At 30.3% G+C, this 19773-nt stretch carries 22 protein-coding genes; 2 read left to right on the top strand and 20 right to left on the bottom strand.

The window, feature by feature from the left end; translation table 11 throughout:
* Window positions 1-106: 106 nt before the first annotated feature.
* Both QU666_RS05850 and QU666_RS05845 read right to left on the bottom strand, forming a co-directional pair.
* Window positions 107-1087 carry an NAD(P)-dependent oxidoreductase gene (locus QU666_RS05850; protein ID WP_036070628.1) on the bottom strand — a complete coding sequence of 327 codons (981 nt, stop codon included), beginning with the start codon at window positions 1085-1087 and terminating at the stop codon, window positions 107-109.
* A 102-nt stretch (window positions 1088-1189) separates the two neighbouring features.
* Window positions 1190-1918 carry an HAD family phosphatase gene (locus tag QU666_RS05845; RefSeq protein ID WP_021769026.1) on the bottom strand — a complete coding sequence of 243 codons (729 nt, stop codon included), beginning with the start codon at window positions 1916-1918 and terminating at the stop codon, window positions 1190-1192.
* A 261-nt stretch (window positions 1919-2179) separates the two neighbouring features.
* Here QU666_RS05845 and malQ point away from each other — a divergent pair, with 261 nt between their 5' ends.
* Window positions 2180-3670 carry a 4-alpha-glucanotransferase gene (gene malQ, locus QU666_RS05840; RefSeq protein WP_021769027.1) on the top strand — a complete coding sequence of 497 codons (1491 nt, stop codon included), beginning with the start codon at window positions 2180-2182 and terminating at the stop codon, window positions 3668-3670.
* Between the two features lie 102 nt (window positions 3671-3772).
* On the opposite strand, the gene QU666_RS05835 is transcribed toward malQ, so the two are convergent.
* From QU666_RS05835 to QU666_RS05780, 12 genes are all read right to left on the bottom strand, one after another.
* Complete coding sequence (locus tag QU666_RS05835; protein ID WP_198012121.1) at window positions 3773-4327, bottom strand: T6SS immunity protein Tdi1 domain-containing protein; 555 nt, start codon at window positions 4325-4327, stop codon at window positions 3773-3775.
* Window positions 4328-4451: 124 nt separating this feature from the next.
* Window positions 4452-4586: a hypothetical protein gene (locus tag QU666_RS05830; protein ID WP_255349273.1), complete on the bottom strand. Its 135-nt coding sequence runs from the start codon at window positions 4584-4586 to the stop codon at window positions 4452-4454.
* Window positions 4587-4850: 264 nt separating this feature from the next.
* Window positions 4851-5003 carry a hypothetical protein gene (locus QU666_RS05825; RefSeq protein WP_021769030.1) on the bottom strand — a complete coding sequence of 51 codons (153 nt, stop codon included), beginning with the start codon at window positions 5001-5003 and terminating at the stop codon, window positions 4851-4853.
* A 28-nt stretch (window positions 5004-5031) separates the two neighbouring features.
* Complete coding sequence (gene purN / locus QU666_RS05820) at window positions 5032-5655, bottom strand: phosphoribosylglycinamide formyltransferase (RefSeq protein WP_021769031.1); 624 nt, start codon at window positions 5653-5655, stop codon at window positions 5032-5034.
* Entirely contained in the window at window positions 5643-6641 is a 999-nt protein-coding gene (purM, locus tag QU666_RS05815) for a phosphoribosylformylglycinamidine cyclo-ligase (RefSeq protein ID WP_021769032.1), read from the bottom strand. Before purM ends, purN begins: the two co-directional genes overlap by 13 nt.
* A gap of 36 nt (window positions 6642-6677) precedes the next feature.
* Complete coding sequence (gene purF, locus QU666_RS05810) at window positions 6678-8129, bottom strand: amidophosphoribosyltransferase (protein WP_036070631.1); 1452 nt, start codon at window positions 8127-8129, stop codon at window positions 6678-6680.
* Window positions 8130-8150: 21 nt separating this feature from the next.
* Window positions 8151-8870, bottom strand: coding sequence for a phosphoribosylaminoimidazolesuccinocarboxamide synthase (purC, locus tag QU666_RS05805; protein WP_021769034.1), 720 nt, complete (start codon window positions 8868-8870; stop codon window positions 8151-8153).
* A 25-nt stretch (window positions 8871-8895) separates the two neighbouring features.
* Entirely contained in the window at window positions 8896-9624 is a 729-nt protein-coding gene (locus QU666_RS05800) for a hypothetical protein (protein ID WP_021769035.1), read from the bottom strand.
* A gap of 12 nt (window positions 9625-9636) precedes the next feature.
* Complete coding sequence (gene purE, locus QU666_RS05795; RefSeq protein WP_021769036.1) at window positions 9637-10116, bottom strand: 5-(carboxyamino)imidazole ribonucleotide mutase; 480 nt, start codon at window positions 10114-10116, stop codon at window positions 9637-9639.
* Between the two features lie 79 nt (window positions 10117-10195).
* The gene (locus QU666_RS05790; protein WP_021769037.1) at window positions 10196-11311 is read right to left on the bottom strand and encodes a DUF3829 domain-containing protein; all 1116 of its coding nucleotides are present in this window, start codon (window positions 11309-11311) and stop codon (window positions 10196-10198) included.
* Window positions 11312-11508: 197 nt separating this feature from the next.
* On the bottom strand, window positions 11509-15315 hold the full coding sequence (locus QU666_RS05785) for a phosphoribosylformylglycinamidine synthase (protein WP_021769038.1): 3807 nt from the start codon (window positions 15313-15315) through the stop codon (window positions 11509-11511).
* Window positions 15316-16029: 714 nt separating this feature from the next.
* Window positions 16030-16698, bottom strand: coding sequence for a DNA-3-methyladenine glycosylase (locus QU666_RS05780; protein ID WP_021769039.1), 669 nt, complete (start codon window positions 16696-16698; stop codon window positions 16030-16032).
* A gap of 345 nt (window positions 16699-17043) precedes the next feature.
* Here QU666_RS05780 and hpf point away from each other — a divergent pair, with 345 nt between their 5' ends.
* On the top strand, window positions 17044-17364 hold the full coding sequence (gene hpf, locus QU666_RS05775; RefSeq protein ID WP_006803647.1) for a ribosome hibernation-promoting factor, HPF/YfiA family: 321 nt from the start codon (window positions 17044-17046) through the stop codon (window positions 17362-17364).
* A gap of 102 nt (window positions 17365-17466) precedes the next feature.
* Here hpf and QU666_RS05770 read toward each other — a convergent pair whose 3' ends face one another.
* The 6 genes from QU666_RS05770 to QU666_RS05745 form a co-directional block, all read right to left on the bottom strand.
* A complete protein-coding gene (locus QU666_RS05770; RefSeq protein ID WP_021769040.1) occupies window positions 17467-17841 on the bottom strand; it encodes a DUF86 domain-containing protein in 375 nt (124 codons plus the stop codon).
* Entirely contained in the window at window positions 17834-18154 is a 321-nt protein-coding gene (locus tag QU666_RS05765) for a nucleotidyltransferase family protein (RefSeq protein ID WP_021769041.1), read from the bottom strand. Before QU666_RS05765 ends, QU666_RS05770 begins: the two co-directional genes overlap by 8 nt.
* A 37-nt stretch (window positions 18155-18191) precedes the next feature.
* Window positions 18192-18842 carry an NUDIX hydrolase gene (locus tag QU666_RS05760; RefSeq protein WP_021769042.1) on the bottom strand — a complete coding sequence of 217 codons (651 nt, stop codon included), beginning with the start codon at window positions 18840-18842 and terminating at the stop codon, window positions 18192-18194.
* 24 nt (window positions 18843-18866) lie between these two features.
* Window positions 18867-19268 (bottom strand): hypothetical protein, encoded by a 402-nt coding sequence (locus QU666_RS05755; RefSeq protein ID WP_021769043.1) that lies wholly within the window; start codon window positions 19266-19268, stop codon window positions 18867-18869.
* Window positions 19256-19534: a hypothetical protein gene (locus tag QU666_RS05750; protein ID WP_021769044.1), complete on the bottom strand. Its 279-nt coding sequence runs from the start codon at window positions 19532-19534 to the stop codon at window positions 19256-19258. Before QU666_RS05750 ends, QU666_RS05755 begins: the two co-directional genes overlap by 13 nt.
* 80 nt (window positions 19535-19614) lie before the next feature.
* Window positions 19615-19758: a hypothetical protein gene (locus tag QU666_RS05745; protein ID WP_021769045.1), complete on the bottom strand. Its 144-nt coding sequence runs from the start codon at window positions 19756-19758 to the stop codon at window positions 19615-19617.
* Window positions 19759-19773 lie beyond the last annotated feature (15 nt).

Raw genomic sequence — 19773 nt, 5'->3', positions numbered from 1 at the left:
TTATCTTTCACCTCTTTCACCTTTCTAGTAAAATCTTTTTGTAAAAATATTTCTGAAAAATATTAGTTTGGTACAGAATTTTCTGTAATATTTTTGAAAATTTTCCCTATTTTAAACCTTCCAGTCTTCCTTCAAGAAACAATTTCAAATTTTCCTCAACATCGTCCATCAGTTTTATCATGCTTTTTTCAGATTTCCAAGCAATATGCGGTGTAATTAAAATATTATCCAGCTCAAATAATTTAGAATTTTTTTCAATTGGCTCAACACTTGTAACATCAACAGCCGCTGATTTTATTATTTTATTTTTTAGTGCAAAATACAAATCTTCCTGATTTATTACAGGCCCTCTTGCAAGATTTAAAATTACCGCACTTTTCTTCATCTTTTTCATTTTTTCAAGATTTATAAGATTCCGTGTCGAATCAGTCAGCGGGACATGAAGCGTTAAAACATCACATTTTTCCAGCACTTCGTCCAATTCATACCGTAAAATTCCATCTTCTCCAATCGCAGTATCACTTTTGCCATATTCTTTCCCAGTATTTTTAGCAACCATAACTTTTATTCCAAGCATTTCAGCAATTTTTCCAACTCTTTTCCCAATATTTCCAAATCCCACAATTCCTAAAATCTTCCCAGCCGCATCATCTATCGGATATTTCTGATATTTAGGAACAGCAATATTTATCCATTTTCCATCCTTAACTTCCTCATAATATCTATTAACAGGTGTCAATCCGTTCAATAAAAAAGTAATCGCAAGTTGTGCAACGGAATTAGTCGAATACCCCGAAACATTTGCCACTTTTATCCCAAACTCATTTGCGCTTTTCACATCAATATGGTTAAATCCTGTCGCTGTAACAAGTATCAATTTAAGTTTTTCAGCCTTCTCAAATTGCTTTTTCCCTAATTTTATCCGCGTCGTTATTACAACATCCACATCCTTTATTCTTTCATCAATTTCGCTAGAATCAGTATCTTCATACTCAATGTATTCACCGTATTTAGAAAATTTTTCTTTCAAATCAATAGGCCCTGCCGTAATTCTGTCTAAATAAACTATCTTTAAATTTTTATCCATAACTATCATCTCACTTTAGTTAATTTAATTTTTACATATTTATAAAAAGTTATTTTATCAAATTATATTTTTGGTGGAAAAATGTATTCGTTTAATGTCAATTTATATAATATCCACATCCGCTTTTAATTTATAGATAACATCTTTTCTTTCTACAACAATCATAACTTTTTCTTTCAATTCCTTATCTCGTTTTATTTTCTGCAATAATTTTTTAGCAGGATTTATGGCAATGGCGTTCCCTACGTTTTTAAACATTGTCAGATCGCCTGTTGTATCTCCGTAAGCATACGATTTTGTCAAATCTATTTCGTACATTTTACAAAAATCTGCTATTGCCTTCTGTTTACTCTTGGCATCCCACATTGGAGTTACTTTCCCTGTAAAAATGCCATCTTCATTAACTTCATAAATAGAAGCCCTGTAATCTTTGACTCCATATCTTTCAGCCATTTTGCTTACAAGAAAGTCTGGACTTCCAGAAATAATTATAACTTTATGATCTCTTTCCTTATGATATTTAAGCCTCTCACGTGTATATCTGTAAACTTTGTCCCCTTTTAGTTTCATTACTCTTTTAGCAATAAAATCCATATCTTCCTTGCTAAAATTCTTTAATGCATCCATATAAGTCTGAACAAGCTCATCTAGATAATCATCGTAATCCCCAGTTCTGTTTTCCCACTTGGAAAATTTTTCCTTAACTTTCCCTTCCCAAGTCATCATATCAATATATTCATACTGTACAAGCATCTTAAAATGCTCAATTAGTAAAGAATCCCTGTAAATTGTTCCATCTATATCAAAAAATGCTGCTACGTTTTTTTTCATCTGCGTTCCCCCTTACTTTGATTTTAATATTTTTTTATTGTTATATTTTACCCTATTTTTCTCACAAATTCAAATAAAATAGGAAATAAAAAACTGTATAACCGAAAAATAATCAAACTTTGATAAAAATTATATAAAAACATTTCTTAAATTTTTGTTCTAGAACATTTACGTATATGTTGACAATTCTGATAAAATATAGTATATTTAGTATGAGAAATCAAATTAATTTTATTAATAAATTTTAAGGAGGATATAGAAATGTTTAAGAGAAGTTCTGGAATTTTGTTACATCCTACTTCACTTCCTGGAAAATATGGAATTGGAAGTTTAGGAAAAGAAGCATACAAATTTGTAGATTTCCTGAAAAAAGCAAATCAAAAATTATGGCAAATTTTCCCACTTGGGCCAACAGGATATGGGGATTCGCCTTATCAATGTTTTTCAACATTCGCTGGAAACCCATATTTAATTGATTTTGACTTGTTAATCGAGCAAAATTTATTGAATGAGGAAGATTTGAGAGATGTTGATTTTGGAGGAAATGAAGAATATATTGATTATGGTGCTATTTATAATCAAAAATATCCTTTGTTAAGAAAAGCTTATGATAACTTTAAAGCTAATGGAAATGATTATTTAAGAGGAAAATTAGATGCTTTTAAAGCTGAAAACAATGCTTGGCTAAATGATTACAGCCTGTTTATCTCTTTAAAAAATCACTTCAATGGACTTCCTTGGACTGAATGGCCGCATGACATTAAAGTTAGAGAAGAAGCTGCAGTTAGTAAATACAGAGAAGAATTAGCTGATGATATTGAATACAACAACTTTATTCAATGCCTGTTCTTTACTCAATGGGACAACTTGAAAAAATACGCTAACGACAATGGAATCAAAATAATCGGAGATATTCCAATTTTCGTTGCAGTAGACAGCTCAGACGCATGGGCAAATCCAGAAATTTTCCTATTCGACCCTGAACTAAAACCTGTTAAAGTAGCTGGTGTTCCGCCTGATTATTTCAGTGCCACAGGACAGCTTTGGGGAAATCCTCTATACGACTGGGACAAATTAAAAGAGTTAAACTACAAATGGTGGGTAGACAGAGTTAGAGCCAACCTTTCTACATGCGACATCATAAGAATTGATCACTTCAGAGGGTTTGAAGCATACTGGGCAGTTCCTTATGGAGACGATACTGCAATAAACGGTCAATGGGTAAAAGGACCTGGAATTGATTTATTTAACAAAATAAAAGAAGAACTAGGAGATTTACCAATTATTGCAGAAGATTTAGGATTAATGACACAAGGAGTTATTGATTTAAGAGATGCAACTGGATTCCCAGGAATGAAAATTTTAGGTTTCGCATTTGATTCTAACGAAGAAAATGAATATTTGCCTCATACTTATACAAAAAACTGCGTAGTTTATACAGGAACTCACGATAACGATACGCTAATCGGATGGTTCACAAAAGCAAAAGAAGAAGATAAACAAGTTGCAAGAAATTATCTAAATTCACACTCTGACGACGAAATCCACTGGGATGCCCTAAGAGGTGCGTGGAGTTCAGTTGCAAACATGGCAATCGCTCCAATTCAAGATTTCTTAGGATTAGGAAGCGAAGCTAGAATCAATACCCCTGGAGTTGCTAGCGGAAACTGGCAATGGAGATTAAAAGACGGTGTATTGACAGACGAATTGGCAGAAAGAATTGCTAAATTAACAAAAATTTACTCAAGATAATTTATAAAATTTTTTAATTTGAAAAATTAAAGTGAATAAAAATAGAGAGAAGTTTGAAAATATTATTCAAAAAACTCTCTATTTTTTTATTTGATAATCATTTTATGTTCCCCATTGAAACAAAATTTCATGATGAATAACAGCATCTCCTTTGTCAACATATTTTAATTCTTCTGCACCACCAGCAATTAATGCAGGAGCAAAGAAATATATTTCTTCCTTTTTCAAAATTCCTTTGGATTTTTTAGCTTCTTCAAAAAGTTCTTTTTTTAATATTTCCTTTTTCACATTTTCTGAAACAATATAATTTTTTAAAAAATCTTCTAAAGTGTAAGTACAGACAGAAATATCACGATAATGTATATCCAAAAGTGAAATATCATATTCTTCGTCACCTAAATTCCTATAGTAAAATATATCTCCAAATCCTGTCATAAAAATCGGTATTCTTGAATAATCCTCTTTTCCAAGCCAAGTATAAAATCCAGACATATATTCTTCAGGATCAATCACTTTTATAATTCCATCTCCATAATTTCCAAAGCCATAAGAAGTCCAAAAATCAATGATTTCTTCAGGTACTTTTGCACTTCTTGCAGCGTCTATAATATGTTCAGAAGGTTTTATAAGATTTTCTTCAGGTGGATAATTTTTCAAAAAATCCAAAAAGATATCTTCTTCATTTTGTGTTTTTTTTTATTATTTTTAAATCTGTCAAAAAATCCCATTTTCACTCTCCAATATTTTCCATTAAATATACTTTTTTATTTTTATAAAAATTTTATTTTCTCCATTTGTCCTCAATTTTATCTTTCATTTTATTTCCAACTTTTTTACCAAATTTTCCGCCAACAAAAATTCCCAATCCAACTCCTACAACCACTACAATTATAATCAATACTGTTTCTATATCCATATTCTCTCCTATCTTTAAAATTAATTCAAGTGTATACAAAACTATTATATATATTTTTAATAATTTTTTGAAAATTATAAATATTGATTTTATTGTAGTTTATCATATTTTTACAGTCAAAAAACTTTAAAAACAACATAAACTTTAAATTTTTAAACACACTTATAGATATTTATTTTTTATTTTTCTCTTTTAACTTCTTCTGAATAAAATTTATTAGAAAAAATCCTGTTAATCTTATAATTTTTTGCACAATTTCAAAAATCAATCATCTAATTTTTCTTCTTCTAATTTATCTTTGCTTTCAATTTTTCCCAAGTTTCTAAAAAAAGCTACTATTAATCCTATTCCAGCTACCCCTCCAATAATTATCATAATATATGTTAATGTCACTAAAATAGTATAATCTGTATCCATATTTAACTCATTCCTTTACTTTTCAAAATTATTGTCCCAGCAATTTCTTAATCCCTTCAATTAACAGAATATGCTCTTTTTCTAGCACTCTCTTTTGCAAAATTTCAGGTGTATCGTCTTCATAAACAGGTACTTTCACATTTGTTATAATTTCTCCTGTGTCTATTCCATTGTCTACAAAATGGATTGTGCATCCGCTTTCTTTTTCCTTGTTTGCGATTACGGCTTCGTGAACTTTTATTCCATACATTCCTTTTCCACCGTATTTTGGGAGAAGCGATGGATGAATATTTATAATTTTACGATTCCATTTGTTTATGAAATTTTCTGATAAAATTGATAGATAACCTGCAAGTACAACATAGTCTGTTTTTTCAATATCATTTTCTAAAATTGCACTTATTTCGTCCGATAATTTATTTCCAAATAATTTTTTATCGAGCATTATACTTTTTATCCCATGTTTTTCAGCTCTCTCCAGTCCAAAACATTCCCTATCGGCAATTACGTAGGAAATTTCACAGTTTAAGTTGCCATTTTCGATATTGTCGATTATTGACTGTAAATTGGAGCCTGAACCTGATATAAATACTGCTATCCTGGTTTTTTTATTTCCTGTATCATTTTTTGAATTTTCAATTATTTTAGACATATTTTTTCATCACCTTTTCCAATATGTCCAATTTCATAAGCATTTTCACCATTTTTTTCTAAAATTTCGATAACTTTTTCTTTATCTTTTGCGTCCACAATCAATACAAATCCTACACCCATATTAAATGTTCCCCACATTTCCTCTTCGCTTACTCTTGAAAATGCATCGTGCTTGAATAACTCGTGAATTTGAATTTTTGATTTTTGTATATTTGCACAAAGTCCGTCAGGTATTGTTCTTGGCACATTTTCGATTAGCCCTCCACCAGTAATATGAGCCATTCCATTAATTTTTACTTCCTTCATTACCGCTTGAACTGGTTTTACATAAATTTTTGTTGGTGTCAATAAATGCTCTCCAATTGTTTTTCCATTGTAAACTTCAGCAAAGTCAGTAAATAATTTTCTGATTAATGAAAAACCGTTACTGTGTGCTCCACTTGATGGAATTGCAATTAAAACATCATTTTCCTTAACATCTGAGCCATTGACAATTTGATCCTCTTCTACTGCACCTACTGCAAATCCTGCAATATCGTATTCACCTGGAGTATAAAATCCTGGCATTTCAGCTGTTTCTCCACCAATTAAGGCAGCTTCTGACTGCAGGCATCCTTCCACAACTCCACTTACAATTTCAGCCGACACATTTGAATCTAATTTCCCGCAAGCTAAGTAATCTAGGAAAAATAATGGCTTTGCTCCGTGACACAAAATATCATTTATGCACATTGCCACACAGTCTATTCCTACTGTGTTGTAAATCCCTGTTTCAAATGCAACTTTTAATTTTGTCCCAACTCCGTCAGTTCCAGAAACCAGCACAGGCTTTTTATAATCTCCAAGTTTGTACAACGCCCCAAAACTTCCCAAATCATTCATAACATTGGCATTATACGTACTTTTTGCACCATTTTTTATTTTTTCTACACTTTTATATCCTTCTTCTTTATCTACTCCCGAATCTTTATAAGAAATTGACATTTTTTCCTCCTAATTTTATACAAATTCTTTAATTTTTTATTTTTCTAATTTTTTCAAAGCCTTTTTTTGAATTGGTGTCAATGAAGCATAAAATTCTTCTTCATAATCGCCCAATCCAGCTGGATAATCTCCATTAAAACATTCCATGCAAAGCCCCGTGTAAGGTGCATCAAAATCAAGCCCTATTGACTCAATCAGCCCATCTATGCTAAGAAATGCAAGCGAATCTGCTCCTATATATTCTCTTACTTCATCAACAGTTTTATTTGCCGAAATTAATTCAGATGATTTTGAAACATCTATTCCATAAAAAATAGGAAATTTAAATTCTGGAGATGCAATACGGACATGCACTTCTTTTGCTCCTGCTTCTTTTAACAGTTGGACTATACGGCTTGAAGTTGTCCCACGGACTATTGAGTCATCTATCATAACTACAACTTTATCTTTTACAACGCTTTTTACAGCAGATAATTTCATTCTGACACCTTGCTCACGTAATTCCTGAGTTGGCTGAATAAAAGTACGTGCTACATATTGATTTTTAATTAAGCCCATTTCATAAGGCTTTCCAATTTCTTCCGCATATCCACTTGCTGCTGACAATGATGAATTTGGAACTCCAATTATAATATCTGCGTGTTCAACTGGAGCTTCCTGCGCCAATCTTCTTCCACATCTTTTACGTGACTTATGAACATTTACTCCAGAAATATCTGAATCAGGACGTGCAAAATACACATATTCCATTGCCGCAATGGCAGTTGAAGTATTTTCAGTATATTTTTCTATTCTGTATCCGTTTTCATTAATAATAACTACTTCTCCAGATCTTATATTTCTAATAAATTCTGCTCCAACAATTTCCAATGCACATGTTTCACTTGCTAAAATATACGCCCCATTTTTTGCTTTTCCTAAAATTAAAGGACGAAATTCAAATGGATCTACTGCCCCATACAATTCTGTCTGAGTTTGAATTACGAAAGAAAATCCACCTTTTACTTGACGCAATGCATCTTTTAACTGGCTCAGAAAATCCTTTTCCTTGCTTCTTCTTATCAAGTGAACCAATACTTCCGTATCAGATGAAGAATGAAAAATCGCACCGTGTTCTTCTAATTCCCTTTTTAATGTTTTGGCATTGATTAAATTTCCATTGTGTGCCAATGCAATACTTCCATCAAAAAACTGAAATAGAAATGGCTGAATATTACGTCCGCTGCTACTTCCAGAAGTTGCATACCGCACATGTCCTATGGCACTATTCCCTTCCAGACGGTTAAATATCCTGTCATCATTAAATACTTCTGACACTAATCCAGGACCACGATGTCCGTTTACACGTTTTCCATCACTTACCACAATTCCTGCCGCTTCCTGCCCTCTATGCTGAAGACTGTGAAGCCCGTAATAAGTTAGTCTTGCTGCATCAGGATGTCCATAAACTCCAAAAACTCCACATTCTTCATTCAAACTTTTAAACACGATTTTTCCCTCCATTCAAATTTATTCTGCCAATGCTTTTTCTAAACGACGTAAAACTTCACGATATGCCCCCATTACATCTCCCAAATCCTGTCTAAATCTATCCTTATCCAATTTTTTAAGCGTGTCCTTATCCCATAATCTCATCGAATCTGGACTTATTTCATCTGCCAGCAAAATATTCCCATCCTTATCTCTTCCAAACTCAATTTTATAATCCACCAAAATCAAGTTCATTTTATCAAACAATTTTGAAAGCAAGTCATTTATTAAAAAAGTTTGCTCCTTAATCCCAGCCAATTCCTCTTCAGTTACCAATTCCAGTGCCAAAGCGTGATCATCGTTCAATAGTGGATCTCCTAAATCATCATTTTTATACGACAGTTCAAATGTAGGTCTTTTAAAAATTTTCCCTTCTTCAGCTCCATATCTTTTCACAAAACTTCCAGTCGCCCTATTTCTAATAATCACTTCCAAAGGCACAATTTCAACTTTTTTACAAAGTTGCTCCCTTTCGTTCAAAGTTTCAATCCAGTGAGTTTTCACACCATTTTTTATCAAATACTCATAAATCAACGTAGAAATTTTATTATTCAAAATCCCCTTATCTTCCAATTGATCCTTTTTAACCCCATTAAAAGCTGTTGCATCATCTTTAAAATACATAATTATTTCATCCGCTTTATCTGTTGAAAAAATTGATTTTGCTTTTCCTTCATAAATTTGTTCTCTTTTTTCCATCTTTTATTTCCTCCATTTATATTTTTTATTTTATCAAAAAACCTTGAACTATTTCAATAACTGCCAAAGCTGTCCCTATAGCTGCAAAAATTTTATTCCAATTCTCACTTCTTTTATCTTCTTTCTCTTTTTCTTTTTCCCGTTTTCTTTCTAACTGATAAGATGTTACATCTCTAATAAGGGAAATTATTTTCTCCAGTTCAGCAAACTGTTCATCAATATTATATTCTTCCATAACTTCATGCAGTTCTGTTGAAGTACTTCTTACTTCACGAATAGGATATCTGTAATACATTTTTGCATAAAATAATGTTATCTCTTGTATTATTTTTTCTATTTTCTTTAATCCTTCTTCAGAATAATCTCCATACAGTTTTTCAAAATCTAATGAAGCTATTTTTATTTGAAAATATTTTACAATTTCACTATAATAATATATTATAGCTTCTCCTACTATTCTTAAATTTTCTCTACGGATTTTATCATCTTCACTATTTATTTCAATTTCTTCAGGAAATTTTTTATTAACTTTGATAGCAGTGTATTTTCCTTCACTCATTTTAAAGAAGTAGTAATAGTAATTTTTATCTTTTTCAAAATTACTGTAACTTATGTTATCTCTTAAATTTCCTTTCAAAGTATCTTTTCCGCAAACCTTATTCTCTTCGTTTATATATTTCTTTTTAAATTCATCTAACTCTTCCTGAGTCAAAAATATTTCTTTTTTATAAAGTTCATAAATTTTATTGTTCATAAGTATCTCTTTTTAAAATTCCACCTTTTCTTCATTTTCCTTAATAAACTTAGCCTTCATTTCTTTTCTGAAATTAATCAGTTTTTCCTTAATTTCAGGATATTTCACTGCTAAAATCTGTACAGCCAGCATCCCCGCATTATAGGAATTATCAATTCCAACTGTTGCCACAGGAATAGATTTTGGCATCTGTACAATTGAATAAAGTGCATCCAGCCCTCCAATCGCTCCATTTAAAGGTACGCCTACAACAGGAAGAATTGTCTTTGAAGCAATAACTCCTGGTAAATGCGCCGCAAGCCCTGCTCCAGCGATAATCACTTCAGCCCCTCTCTTTTCAACATCTGCAAGAACTTCCTCTAATTTTTCAGGAACTCTGTGAGCCGACAGGACATAAGCCTCGTACCCAATCCCAAATTCCTTCAGGCAATTCGCAGCACCTCTCATTTTCTCAGTATCTGACTGACTTCCAAAAAATATTGCTACTTTCATTTTTTAATTCTCCCTTCATTTCTTCTTTATTTATTTTTACTTATCTATATAAAAATCAGCTTTCTTTTTATTTGAATCACTATCTGCTTCTTGCAAGTTGTTTTCTTATAACCTGTTCTATTTCCTGATTTCTTTTCATAAGAAGTATTCCAATTGGATTTATATCTGTATATTTCTTATTTTCCATATCAGACATTATTTGATTAATTAATTCTAAATTTGATTTATTTTCTTTTTTAGCCAAAAGATAGATTTCTTTGTTTATTATTGTTTTGGAGTTTATAAATTCATACTCCTTGTTTTCCATCGTATCTGATAATTTTTTTATTTCTGATTGAATTTTTTTCAAATCTTGTAAATATTTTTCCCTGTCTTTTTCTTCAACTGGAACTTCAAATGCTTCTTCTGCATTATAAATTTCATTCCAATCGTACAATTTATAGTAAAATATATCAATCAATAAACTTTCTTTAAACAAATCACCTATTGGTGTATTATTTCCATATTGCTGATCTGTATAAAAAACAGCCGTTTTTTTTAGTAAATATTTTAATTTAAAAATAAATATTTTGTTTAATTCCTTATATTTTTCCTTACGTTGTTTAATACTTTCCAAATATTCAGAATTTAAAATTTTTCCCTTTGCAAAATTGTCCTTTTTATAATCTCCTGATTGATAATAATTTTCCAAGTTATCTGCTTTCGACTTCCAAATTTTTAATGATTCAATCCAATTTCCTGTTAATTTACCAAACAATTTATCATTTTTATTTTCCTTTTCCAGCACTTGAATTACACTGTCAAAATCTGAAAAATTTTTTTCTGATGCCATTTTCAAAAAGTCATTTATTTGCTTTTCATCAGGTTTTACAAAATTATTATTATCATCTAAAAATATCTTTTTGTAATCATAAAAAAAATCTTTTTCATAAAAATACAAAATTATTTTAGTCACATTGTTATCATAATTAGGCATGTTTTCAGCAATTTCTCTGAATTCTTCCTTCCAATTCTTAGGTATATGTTCAAAATCCAGCATTTCATCAAGTGAGATTTCACGTAGAACATCCTGATTACTCACATTTTCAATTTTTTTATTTTGAGTATTTGTCGACTTTTCTTCTTTCTTTTGGCAATTTGATAAAACTAACGACAGCAAAATGGCTAAAAACAGAAATTTATTTATTTTTTTCACACCAAACTTCCTTTACAAAAAATTAAAATTATTTAAGTTATACTCGAACCCATTTAAAATTAAACTATAAAAAATTAAACAAACTTAGGGTTTGAGTAAATAGTCATAGCCTTTGAGTTCTGTTTTAAAACAGTTTTACTATGCAAAGATAGAATCAATATTAATTCAAGATTCTATCTCCATAACATAATTTTTTTCTATTTAAAAAATTTTATTCCATTTCTAAAGATATTCTGCTCTTTATTCCCATAAATATTTTTATAAACATTCTTGCCTTTTCTTTCAGAATGTCCCATTTTCCCAAAAATTCTTCCATTGTGGGCGAGCATTCCTTCAATTGCATAATATGATCCATTTGGATTAAATTGGGAATCCATTGTTGAGTTTACATCTAAACCAACGTATTTTGTTGCAATTTGATTATTTTCAAATAATTTTTTATATTGTTCTTCTGTAATAATTACTCTTCCTTCACCGTGAGAAATTGCAACCGAGTGAATATCTCCTTCTTTCATATCTGAAAGCCAAGGTGAGTTGTTTGTAATAATTTTTGTCTGTACGATTTTCGACATATGCTTGTCAATTGTGTTAAAAGTCAATGTTGGCGAAGTTTCGTTCAATTCACGAATTTCTCCGTAAGGAAGTAATCCTGATTTTATTAAGGCTTGGAAACCGTTACAAATTCCTAGTATTAATCCATCACGTTTTAATAAGTTTTCTACTGCTTCTTTAACTTTTTTATTTTTTAGTACGGCAACCATAAATTTAGCAGAACCATCTGGCTCGTCTCCCGCACTAAATCCTCCAGGGAGCATTAAAATCTGTGAATTATTAATTTCTTTAACAAAATTATCAATCGAATTTAAAATATTATTATGCGACAAGTTGTTAAATACTCCTATTTTAGCAAATCCTCCCTCACGGTTAAATGCTCTTTCCAAGTCATATTCTGAATTTGTTCCTGGAAATACTGGGATAAATACTCTAGGTTTTGCATAAGTGTTTGAAATGTTGCTAATTATATTTTCATGTTCAATTTTTTTCAATTTTTCATATTTTAAGCCTTCACAATGTGCAATTTCATGCTCTTTTGCCACTTCTTTTCTTGTTGGGAAGATTTTTTCAAGTTTGCTTTCCCAATTTTCAATTAACTCATCTAATTCAAAAGTTATTCCATTTATACTAATTTTGGCTTCATCAGTAACTTTTCCGAGCAACATCGCATTTTTATGCTCAATATTTTCAGCAGTTTCCACAATAAATGCTCCGTAATTTACTTTAAACCAGTCATTTTCATCAAGTTGTGCCGAAACATCCACACCAAGTTTATTTCCAAAGGTCATTTTTGGAATACTTTCTGCAATTCCACCATTTTTCACAGCCATTGCAGATACAATTTTTTTATTTCTAATATTTTCAGTTATAAAATCAAAATTTGCCTTTAATTCATCAAGTTTTGGCAAATCATTTTCATCATTTGGCGTTGTAATTAAGTACACATTGTTTCCAGCCTTTTTAAATTCGCTAGAAATCACATTTTCTGCACCTATAACGCTTACTGCAAATGATACCAATGTTGGCGGTACAGAAATTTCATTAAATGTTCCGCTCATTGAGTCCTTTCCACCAATTGACGGCAATCCAAAAGCTTTTTGAATGTGCAATGCTCCTAATAATGCTGATAATGGTCTACCCCATTTTTTAGAATCCTGTCCCAGTCTTTCAAAATATTCCTGGAATGTAAATCTGATGTTTTTGTAGTTTCCTCCACCAGCTACAACTTTTGCCATTGACTCAATTACAGCGTAAGCACCACCGTGGAATGTACTTTGTTTTGCAACATAAGGATTATATCCATACCCAACCATTGAAGCAACGTCTGTTTCTGCATTAATTACAGACACTTTCTGTACTGAAACTTCCGCAGGTGTCAACTGATATTTCCCACCAAACGGCATTAATACAGTAGTTGCCCCGATTGTTGCGTCAAAAGTTTCAACCAACCCTCTTTGTGAAGCGACATTCAAGTCTTTCAGGTTATTTATAAATTTGCTTCTAAAGTCATTTCCTTCAATTTCTCTGTTCAAGTTTAGTTTTGGCGTATTTTCAATTGTAATATTGATATTTGAGGCTGCTCCGTTTGTATTTAGGAAATCTCTTGAAATATCAACAATTGCTTTTCCATTGTATTTCATAACAAGCCTATTTGAATCGTTAATTTCAGCCACTTGATACGCTTCCAGATTTTCCTCGTTTGCAAATTCTATAAATTTATCCAAGTTTTGTTTTTCAATAACAACCGCCATTCTCTCCTGCGATTCTGAAATAGCAAGTTCTGTACCATTTAATCCGATATATTTCACTCTTACCTTATTCAAGTCAATTTCAAGCCCGTCAGCAAGCTCTCCGATTGCGACTGAAACTCCTCCAGCTCCAAAGTCATTACATTTCTTAATTAATTTTGTAACATTTCTGTTTCTGAAAAGTCTTTGAATTTTTCTTTCAACAATCGCATTTCCTTTTTGTACTTCAGCACTTGATTTTTCTGAAGATTCTGTTGTATGCTCCTTAGACGATCCAGTCGCTCCTCCAATTCCGTCTCTTCCAGTTCTTCCACCAAGTAAAATTACAATATCCCCATTTTCAGGCTTTTCACGAATAATATTTTCAGCAGGTGCCGCTCCCACGACAAGTCCCAGTTCCATCCTTTTAGCCTTATATCCTTCATCGTAAATTTCATTCACATGAGTTGTTGCAAGCCCAATCTGATTTCCGTAAGAAGAAAATCCGTGTGCAGCTACTTGTGTAATAACCTTTTGCGGCAATTTTCCAGCCATTGTATCCTCAATTTTTTCAGTCGGATCAGCAGAACCGCTAATTCTCACAGCCTGATAAACATAAGTTCTTCCAGATAACGGATCACGGATTGCTCCACCAATACAAGTAGAAGCTCCTCCAAACGGTTCAATTTCTGTTGGATGGTTATGAGTTTCATTTTTAAACTGCAAAATCCATTTTTCAGTAACTGTATTCTTTTTCCCATTTTCATCAATTCTTTCAATTGGCACATCAATATAGATCGAACACGCATTTATCTCATCCGAAACTTCCAAATCTGGCAAGTTCCCATTTTTTCTCTGTTCTTTTCCAAAAATTGTAGCAAGATCCATAAGAGTCATAGGCTTTTTAGAAATTCTGTCAGCATGAACGTACTCCCTGCTTTCCAAGTACTCATTAATAGCCTTTTCTATAATATTTTTGTAAGTTTCATTTTCAATTTTTATATCATCAATAATTGTTTCAAAAGTTGTGTGTCGGCAGTGATCACTCCAGTAAGTATCAAGAACACGAATTTCAGTTTCCGTAGGATTTCTTTTTTCCTCATTTTTAAAATATTCCTGAATAAACAGCAAATCATTCACAGTCATCGCCAGTTCCAATTCATTTTTAAGACTTTCAATTTCCTCTTTTGGTTTTTCAGTAAATCCTTCATAAACAATAACATCATCCGTATTTTCAGTTTCAACATTTTCAGTTAGAACGTTTAAATCTTTTTCCCTCGCCTCAACCTCATTTATATAATATTTTTTTATTCTCGCAAGTTCATCAGGAGAAATTTTTCCGTATAAAATTATCAATTTCCCGCTTTTTACGTTAATATTATTATCTTCGTCAATCAATAAATTTATACATTGAATTGCAGAATCCGCCCTCTGATCATATTGCCCCGGCAAAAACTCCATTGAAAAATACACATTTTCTGAATCTTTTTCCTTAAACACTTCATCAAATGATCTAAAAACATTGTCAACATTTATTTCTGAAAATACAGTTTTTTCCAATTTTTCCAAATCATTTTCACCCAAGTTAAACACATCATAAATATTCAAGACTCTTACATCAACAAGCCCATCTATCCCGATGTTCTCCTTCAAGTCAATAAACAAATTCTGTGCTTCCACTCTAAAATCTTCTTTTTTTTCCACAAAGATTCTATAATTCATTTTTTTCTCTCCTTCTTTCTGCTATATTTTTTATTTATATTAATTAATTGAAACCCATATTATTTTTTATTAAGTAATTATTTTTATAAAACAATCCTAAACAGTTGCCATCTCCTTTAAAAATTAGACCTGTCTAAGTATTTTTTGACATTTAATCATAATAGTTTATTTGACTAAAATAAATACCAAGCAACATTTCGTTAGAAGAAAAAGAATTGTTTGAGCTTTTCCAAAATTTTAAAAAAATCTATTTTTTGATATTAAAATAATTTATTCTCAAAAGCGAGTTTTCTTTTTCTTTATATAAGAAAGTTTTGTGTAAAGCAGGAGTGCAGAGATATGGCGTATGATATTATCTATGTCTAAAAAAGATTGTTAAAAATAATAAATAAAATAACTGTTATTAATCAAAGCAATATAAAAAAACAAAAAAAATCTAAGTAAACAAAATTCACCTAGATTTCTGACATAAATTTATATATTTATTTTTTTTACATTTTATACATAACAAAGCAGACAATTTTACAATTTGTCTTGTGAAAAATATCCTCATTGCTCTCGTGACAAAAAAAATTTTTTTCATCTTTCCTCCACAATAAATTTAACTTTACATCCTAATAACAAAAATAATCTACTAAAAAATTTCATATTTGTAAAATTTCCTACCTAGTAAAAGTATAACAAAATTTTACTATTTTTTCAATACCTAAAAAATTATTTCCAGCAATTATCATTAAATTCAGATTTTTTCATTCTTGAAACATATTTATTCCCTGCCACAAAATATCGTAATTGCTTTTCTGTCCAAACTCCTTTATTTGGAATTCCTATTCTTGCCGAAATTTCAATTTTCTTTGGAATTTTACTATTTTCAAAATCAACATAAAGTAGATTTTCCTTCATATTTTCACTATTATAAATCAATTCTTGCGTTATTTTATGAAAATTTTTAGTAATTTCAAAAATATTACTCTTATTAAATTTGTCACTAATTCCCATAGCCTTTGTCAATTTTCCCGGACCATTGCTAACTAGAATCCCAGATTTTCCTCTATTTTCAACCATTCTTTCAACATTAATCACTGGCTCAATTCCCCTAATCAGTACTGCCTGCGGATTTCCTTCTTCACAGCTGACAATATTAAGCATTTTATGCGTATGCATTGTATAAATATAAACTGTGCCAGCTTTTCCGAATAAAGCCTCAACCTTTGGAGTTCTTTTGCCTTCAAATCCGTGACAAGCCCTATCAACTGATCCCAAATAAGCCTCTGTTTCCACAATATATCCCCCTAATATTTCATCATCCTTTTTCACAAGTATCAATTTCCCAAGTAAATTTTTCGCAAGCGAAATTGTATCCTGCTTAAAAAACTTTATCATTTTTTCACCTTATATTTCCATTTTATAAATCAATAATTTACAACATTATTATATACAATTTATTGAATAATTTCAAATTCAATAAACACTAATTTAAATTTTTATATTATATACTTTAATCTTTTTTTATATTAAAATATAGATTAAAAGATTTGAAGTTACATAACATTGTAATTACTTTATAAATCTTATTATATGCCAGTTTATCTCACAGAATTTAATAAATAACAGATGTTTTTTTAATCATTTATTATAAAGAATTTTTAATTTTTTTATTTCGGCTATTGACATTTAGGATTTTCAAGGTACAATATTATTGACATAGATGAAAGGATGTGATGATTTATGAAAATCATTATTAGCGGAAAACAACTTAAAATTACAGATGCAATTAAAAATTATACTGAAGAAAAAGTAAGCAAAATTTCTAAGTATTCAGATGCTATCACAGAAATCGATGTTGTTCTAACAGTCGAAGATACCAAGTCTGAAGGTCCTGTTCACAAAGCTGATGGATTAGTTTATGCAAGTGGTACAAAAATAAAAATAGAAGCTGAAAATAAAGACTTATACGCAGCGATTGACGACTTATCTGACAGACTGGAAAGACAAGTTAGAAAATATAAAGAAAAACAAAAAGATTATAATAAAAAAGGTTCTCGTTAATTATAATTTTTAAAAAATATTTTAAAAGTAAAAAAGTGTGATATATAAAAAAAGACTATTTTAGAACTTATTACGTTTTAGAATTAGTCTTTTTTATGTTTTTTAGTTAGTATTAATTACATTGTTTCTTACTTGTTTTATATATTCTAATAACTCTTCCAATTCATATAAAGAAACTTCATAAACCATTTCAATACTTGTTCCCCAATACTCATGAATCAATCTATTTCTCATTCCCTTTATATTTTCCCAATAGCTAATTTCATTATAACTTTGTAACAAAATATTTTTATCTAACTTTTGTATTTGAGTTATCGCTTCTCCTATTTTTTCAAGTTGCCGTTCAACATAACCAATCAATTTTTTATCAGCAGCAAATTCAACATATTCTATCCCATTTACTTCTTCTATTACTTCATTTATACATTCTTCTATATCATAAGCAAATTGAATAATATTTCTATTTTTCTTATACATATATTACACTTTCTAGAATCTCTTCTCTTATTTTTTCTTTATATTCTCTAACATTTTTTGTTTTAAATTTATAATCAAATACACTTTTTTCTATCAAATCTACTTTTTTATGAAATATTTCTTCCAATTCTTTTTGTAAATTACAAAAATTTTGATACATTCCTTTTTTAAATTCCATTTTTACCAATACATCTATATCGCTATTTTCATTTTCTACATTTTTAGCATAACTTCCAAATAAGCCTAATTCAGATATACTGTATTTATTCTTGTCTATTTTTGACAACTTTTCTAAAATGTATTTTTTATCCATTTTCCCCTCCTACAATTTAATATCTATTGTTTACAACTTAATCAAAAATCACTTTCCAATTATCTCTATTTTCATTTGCATCAAAGCACATTCGTATCTGCTCAGCGGTAGTTTTATTAGTTGCAAGCTCTGGCAATTCATCAATTCCAAAATATCGGCTGTCAATTGTTTCTATATTTTTCTCAAATTTTCCGCTAACATATTCACACAACACAAAAATTTTTGTTATGCCATAAGGAATTGCTTTTCCTTGATTTTTTGTTACATCCAGTAAAGCTACAATCATTTCTGCACTTGCTTCAATTCCAGCTTCCTCCTTAACTTCCTTTAGCACATTTTCCTTAACTGAAAGATGAACATCTGCCCATCCGCCTGGCAATGCCCATTTTCCATTACTCTCCTGAATTAGTAAAATCTTATTATTTTCAAAAATTGCAGCTCTCGTATCAATTTTAGGTGTCTGATATCCAACTTCATTGCAAAACAGATTTTTTACTTTTTCTATCGAAATATCAGTCTTGTGAGCTACCATCTCTGCTGAAATCTCTCTAATTCTCTCAAATCGCTCGATATCAAACTTATCCTTTCCATACGCAAGTCCCGCCTGAGCCAGACTTTGTAACTCAATCGCCCAATTTAGCCATCTTTCCTCTTCCGCTTTTTTCTCCGATTTTTTTCCATATTTCATCAATCATCACCCTCCATCAAAACTCTACTCCTCAACATCGACTTTTATTACTTCTCTCATAAACATCAAATACACGAATAAAATTAAAAAGATAACACTAATAATTGTTCTCAAAATAGATGGTTTTTGTAAAATAAAATTATTTATTATTAATTGAAGTATTACCATCATTATCGGCAAACTAACATCTATTCTTACAGAAACCTTCGCATCTTTCCCCGCTACCTTAATTTTCTTCACAACCTTTTTAAGTCCAGTCCTAAATATTGTAACTTCATGCTCTCCTTTTGAAACTTGAATCTCCAAATATTTTTTTCTAAATTCTATTGGATTTCCACCATCTATTTTTACTCTGTAACCAGTTGTTCCATTTTTATCAGCATTTTTTTCTTTTATATTTAGGTTGTTTATTATTAATTTTGGCATTTATTTACCCTTTCTTTTAAATTTATCGCATAATCAACTGCAAGCCATGTTTGAACTTCATTTTCTACATTTACATTTTCTAGAAAAGAAACTCCAAAACTAAAAATTTGATTCCTTGTTTTTTCAAAAATTACAATTTCAATTCCATTTTCCAAATACTCAATATCAAAATCATTATTATTCCCATCAGATTCTGCCATAGACAATCCAGAAGTTGTCCCTATTGTCAATTTACCATTTTTAATTTCAAAAGAAATCGCTTCCAATCTCTCTCCACTCTCAACGTAACTTTCACATCCAAAATCTGTTTCTAAAACACATTTTAAAAAATGTTTCTTTATTTTATCTACTTTTCCTTTTTAAATTCATACTTCAATAAATATGTTTCAGTTTTCAAAAAAGATTTAGAATTTTGAATTTTAGAAAAATTAAACTCAACTTCTTTTTTATCTAAAAATATTCGTATATTTCCAAATGATGTTTTTAACATTATTTTCTCGTTTCA

The organism is Leptotrichia sp. HMT-225, from assembly GCF_030644325.1.
GTDB classification, from domain to species: domain Bacteria; phylum Fusobacteriota; class Fusobacteriia; order Fusobacteriales; family Leptotrichiaceae; genus Leptotrichia; species Leptotrichia massiliensis.
This window is presented reverse-complemented; position numbering and strand designations above follow the sequence as displayed.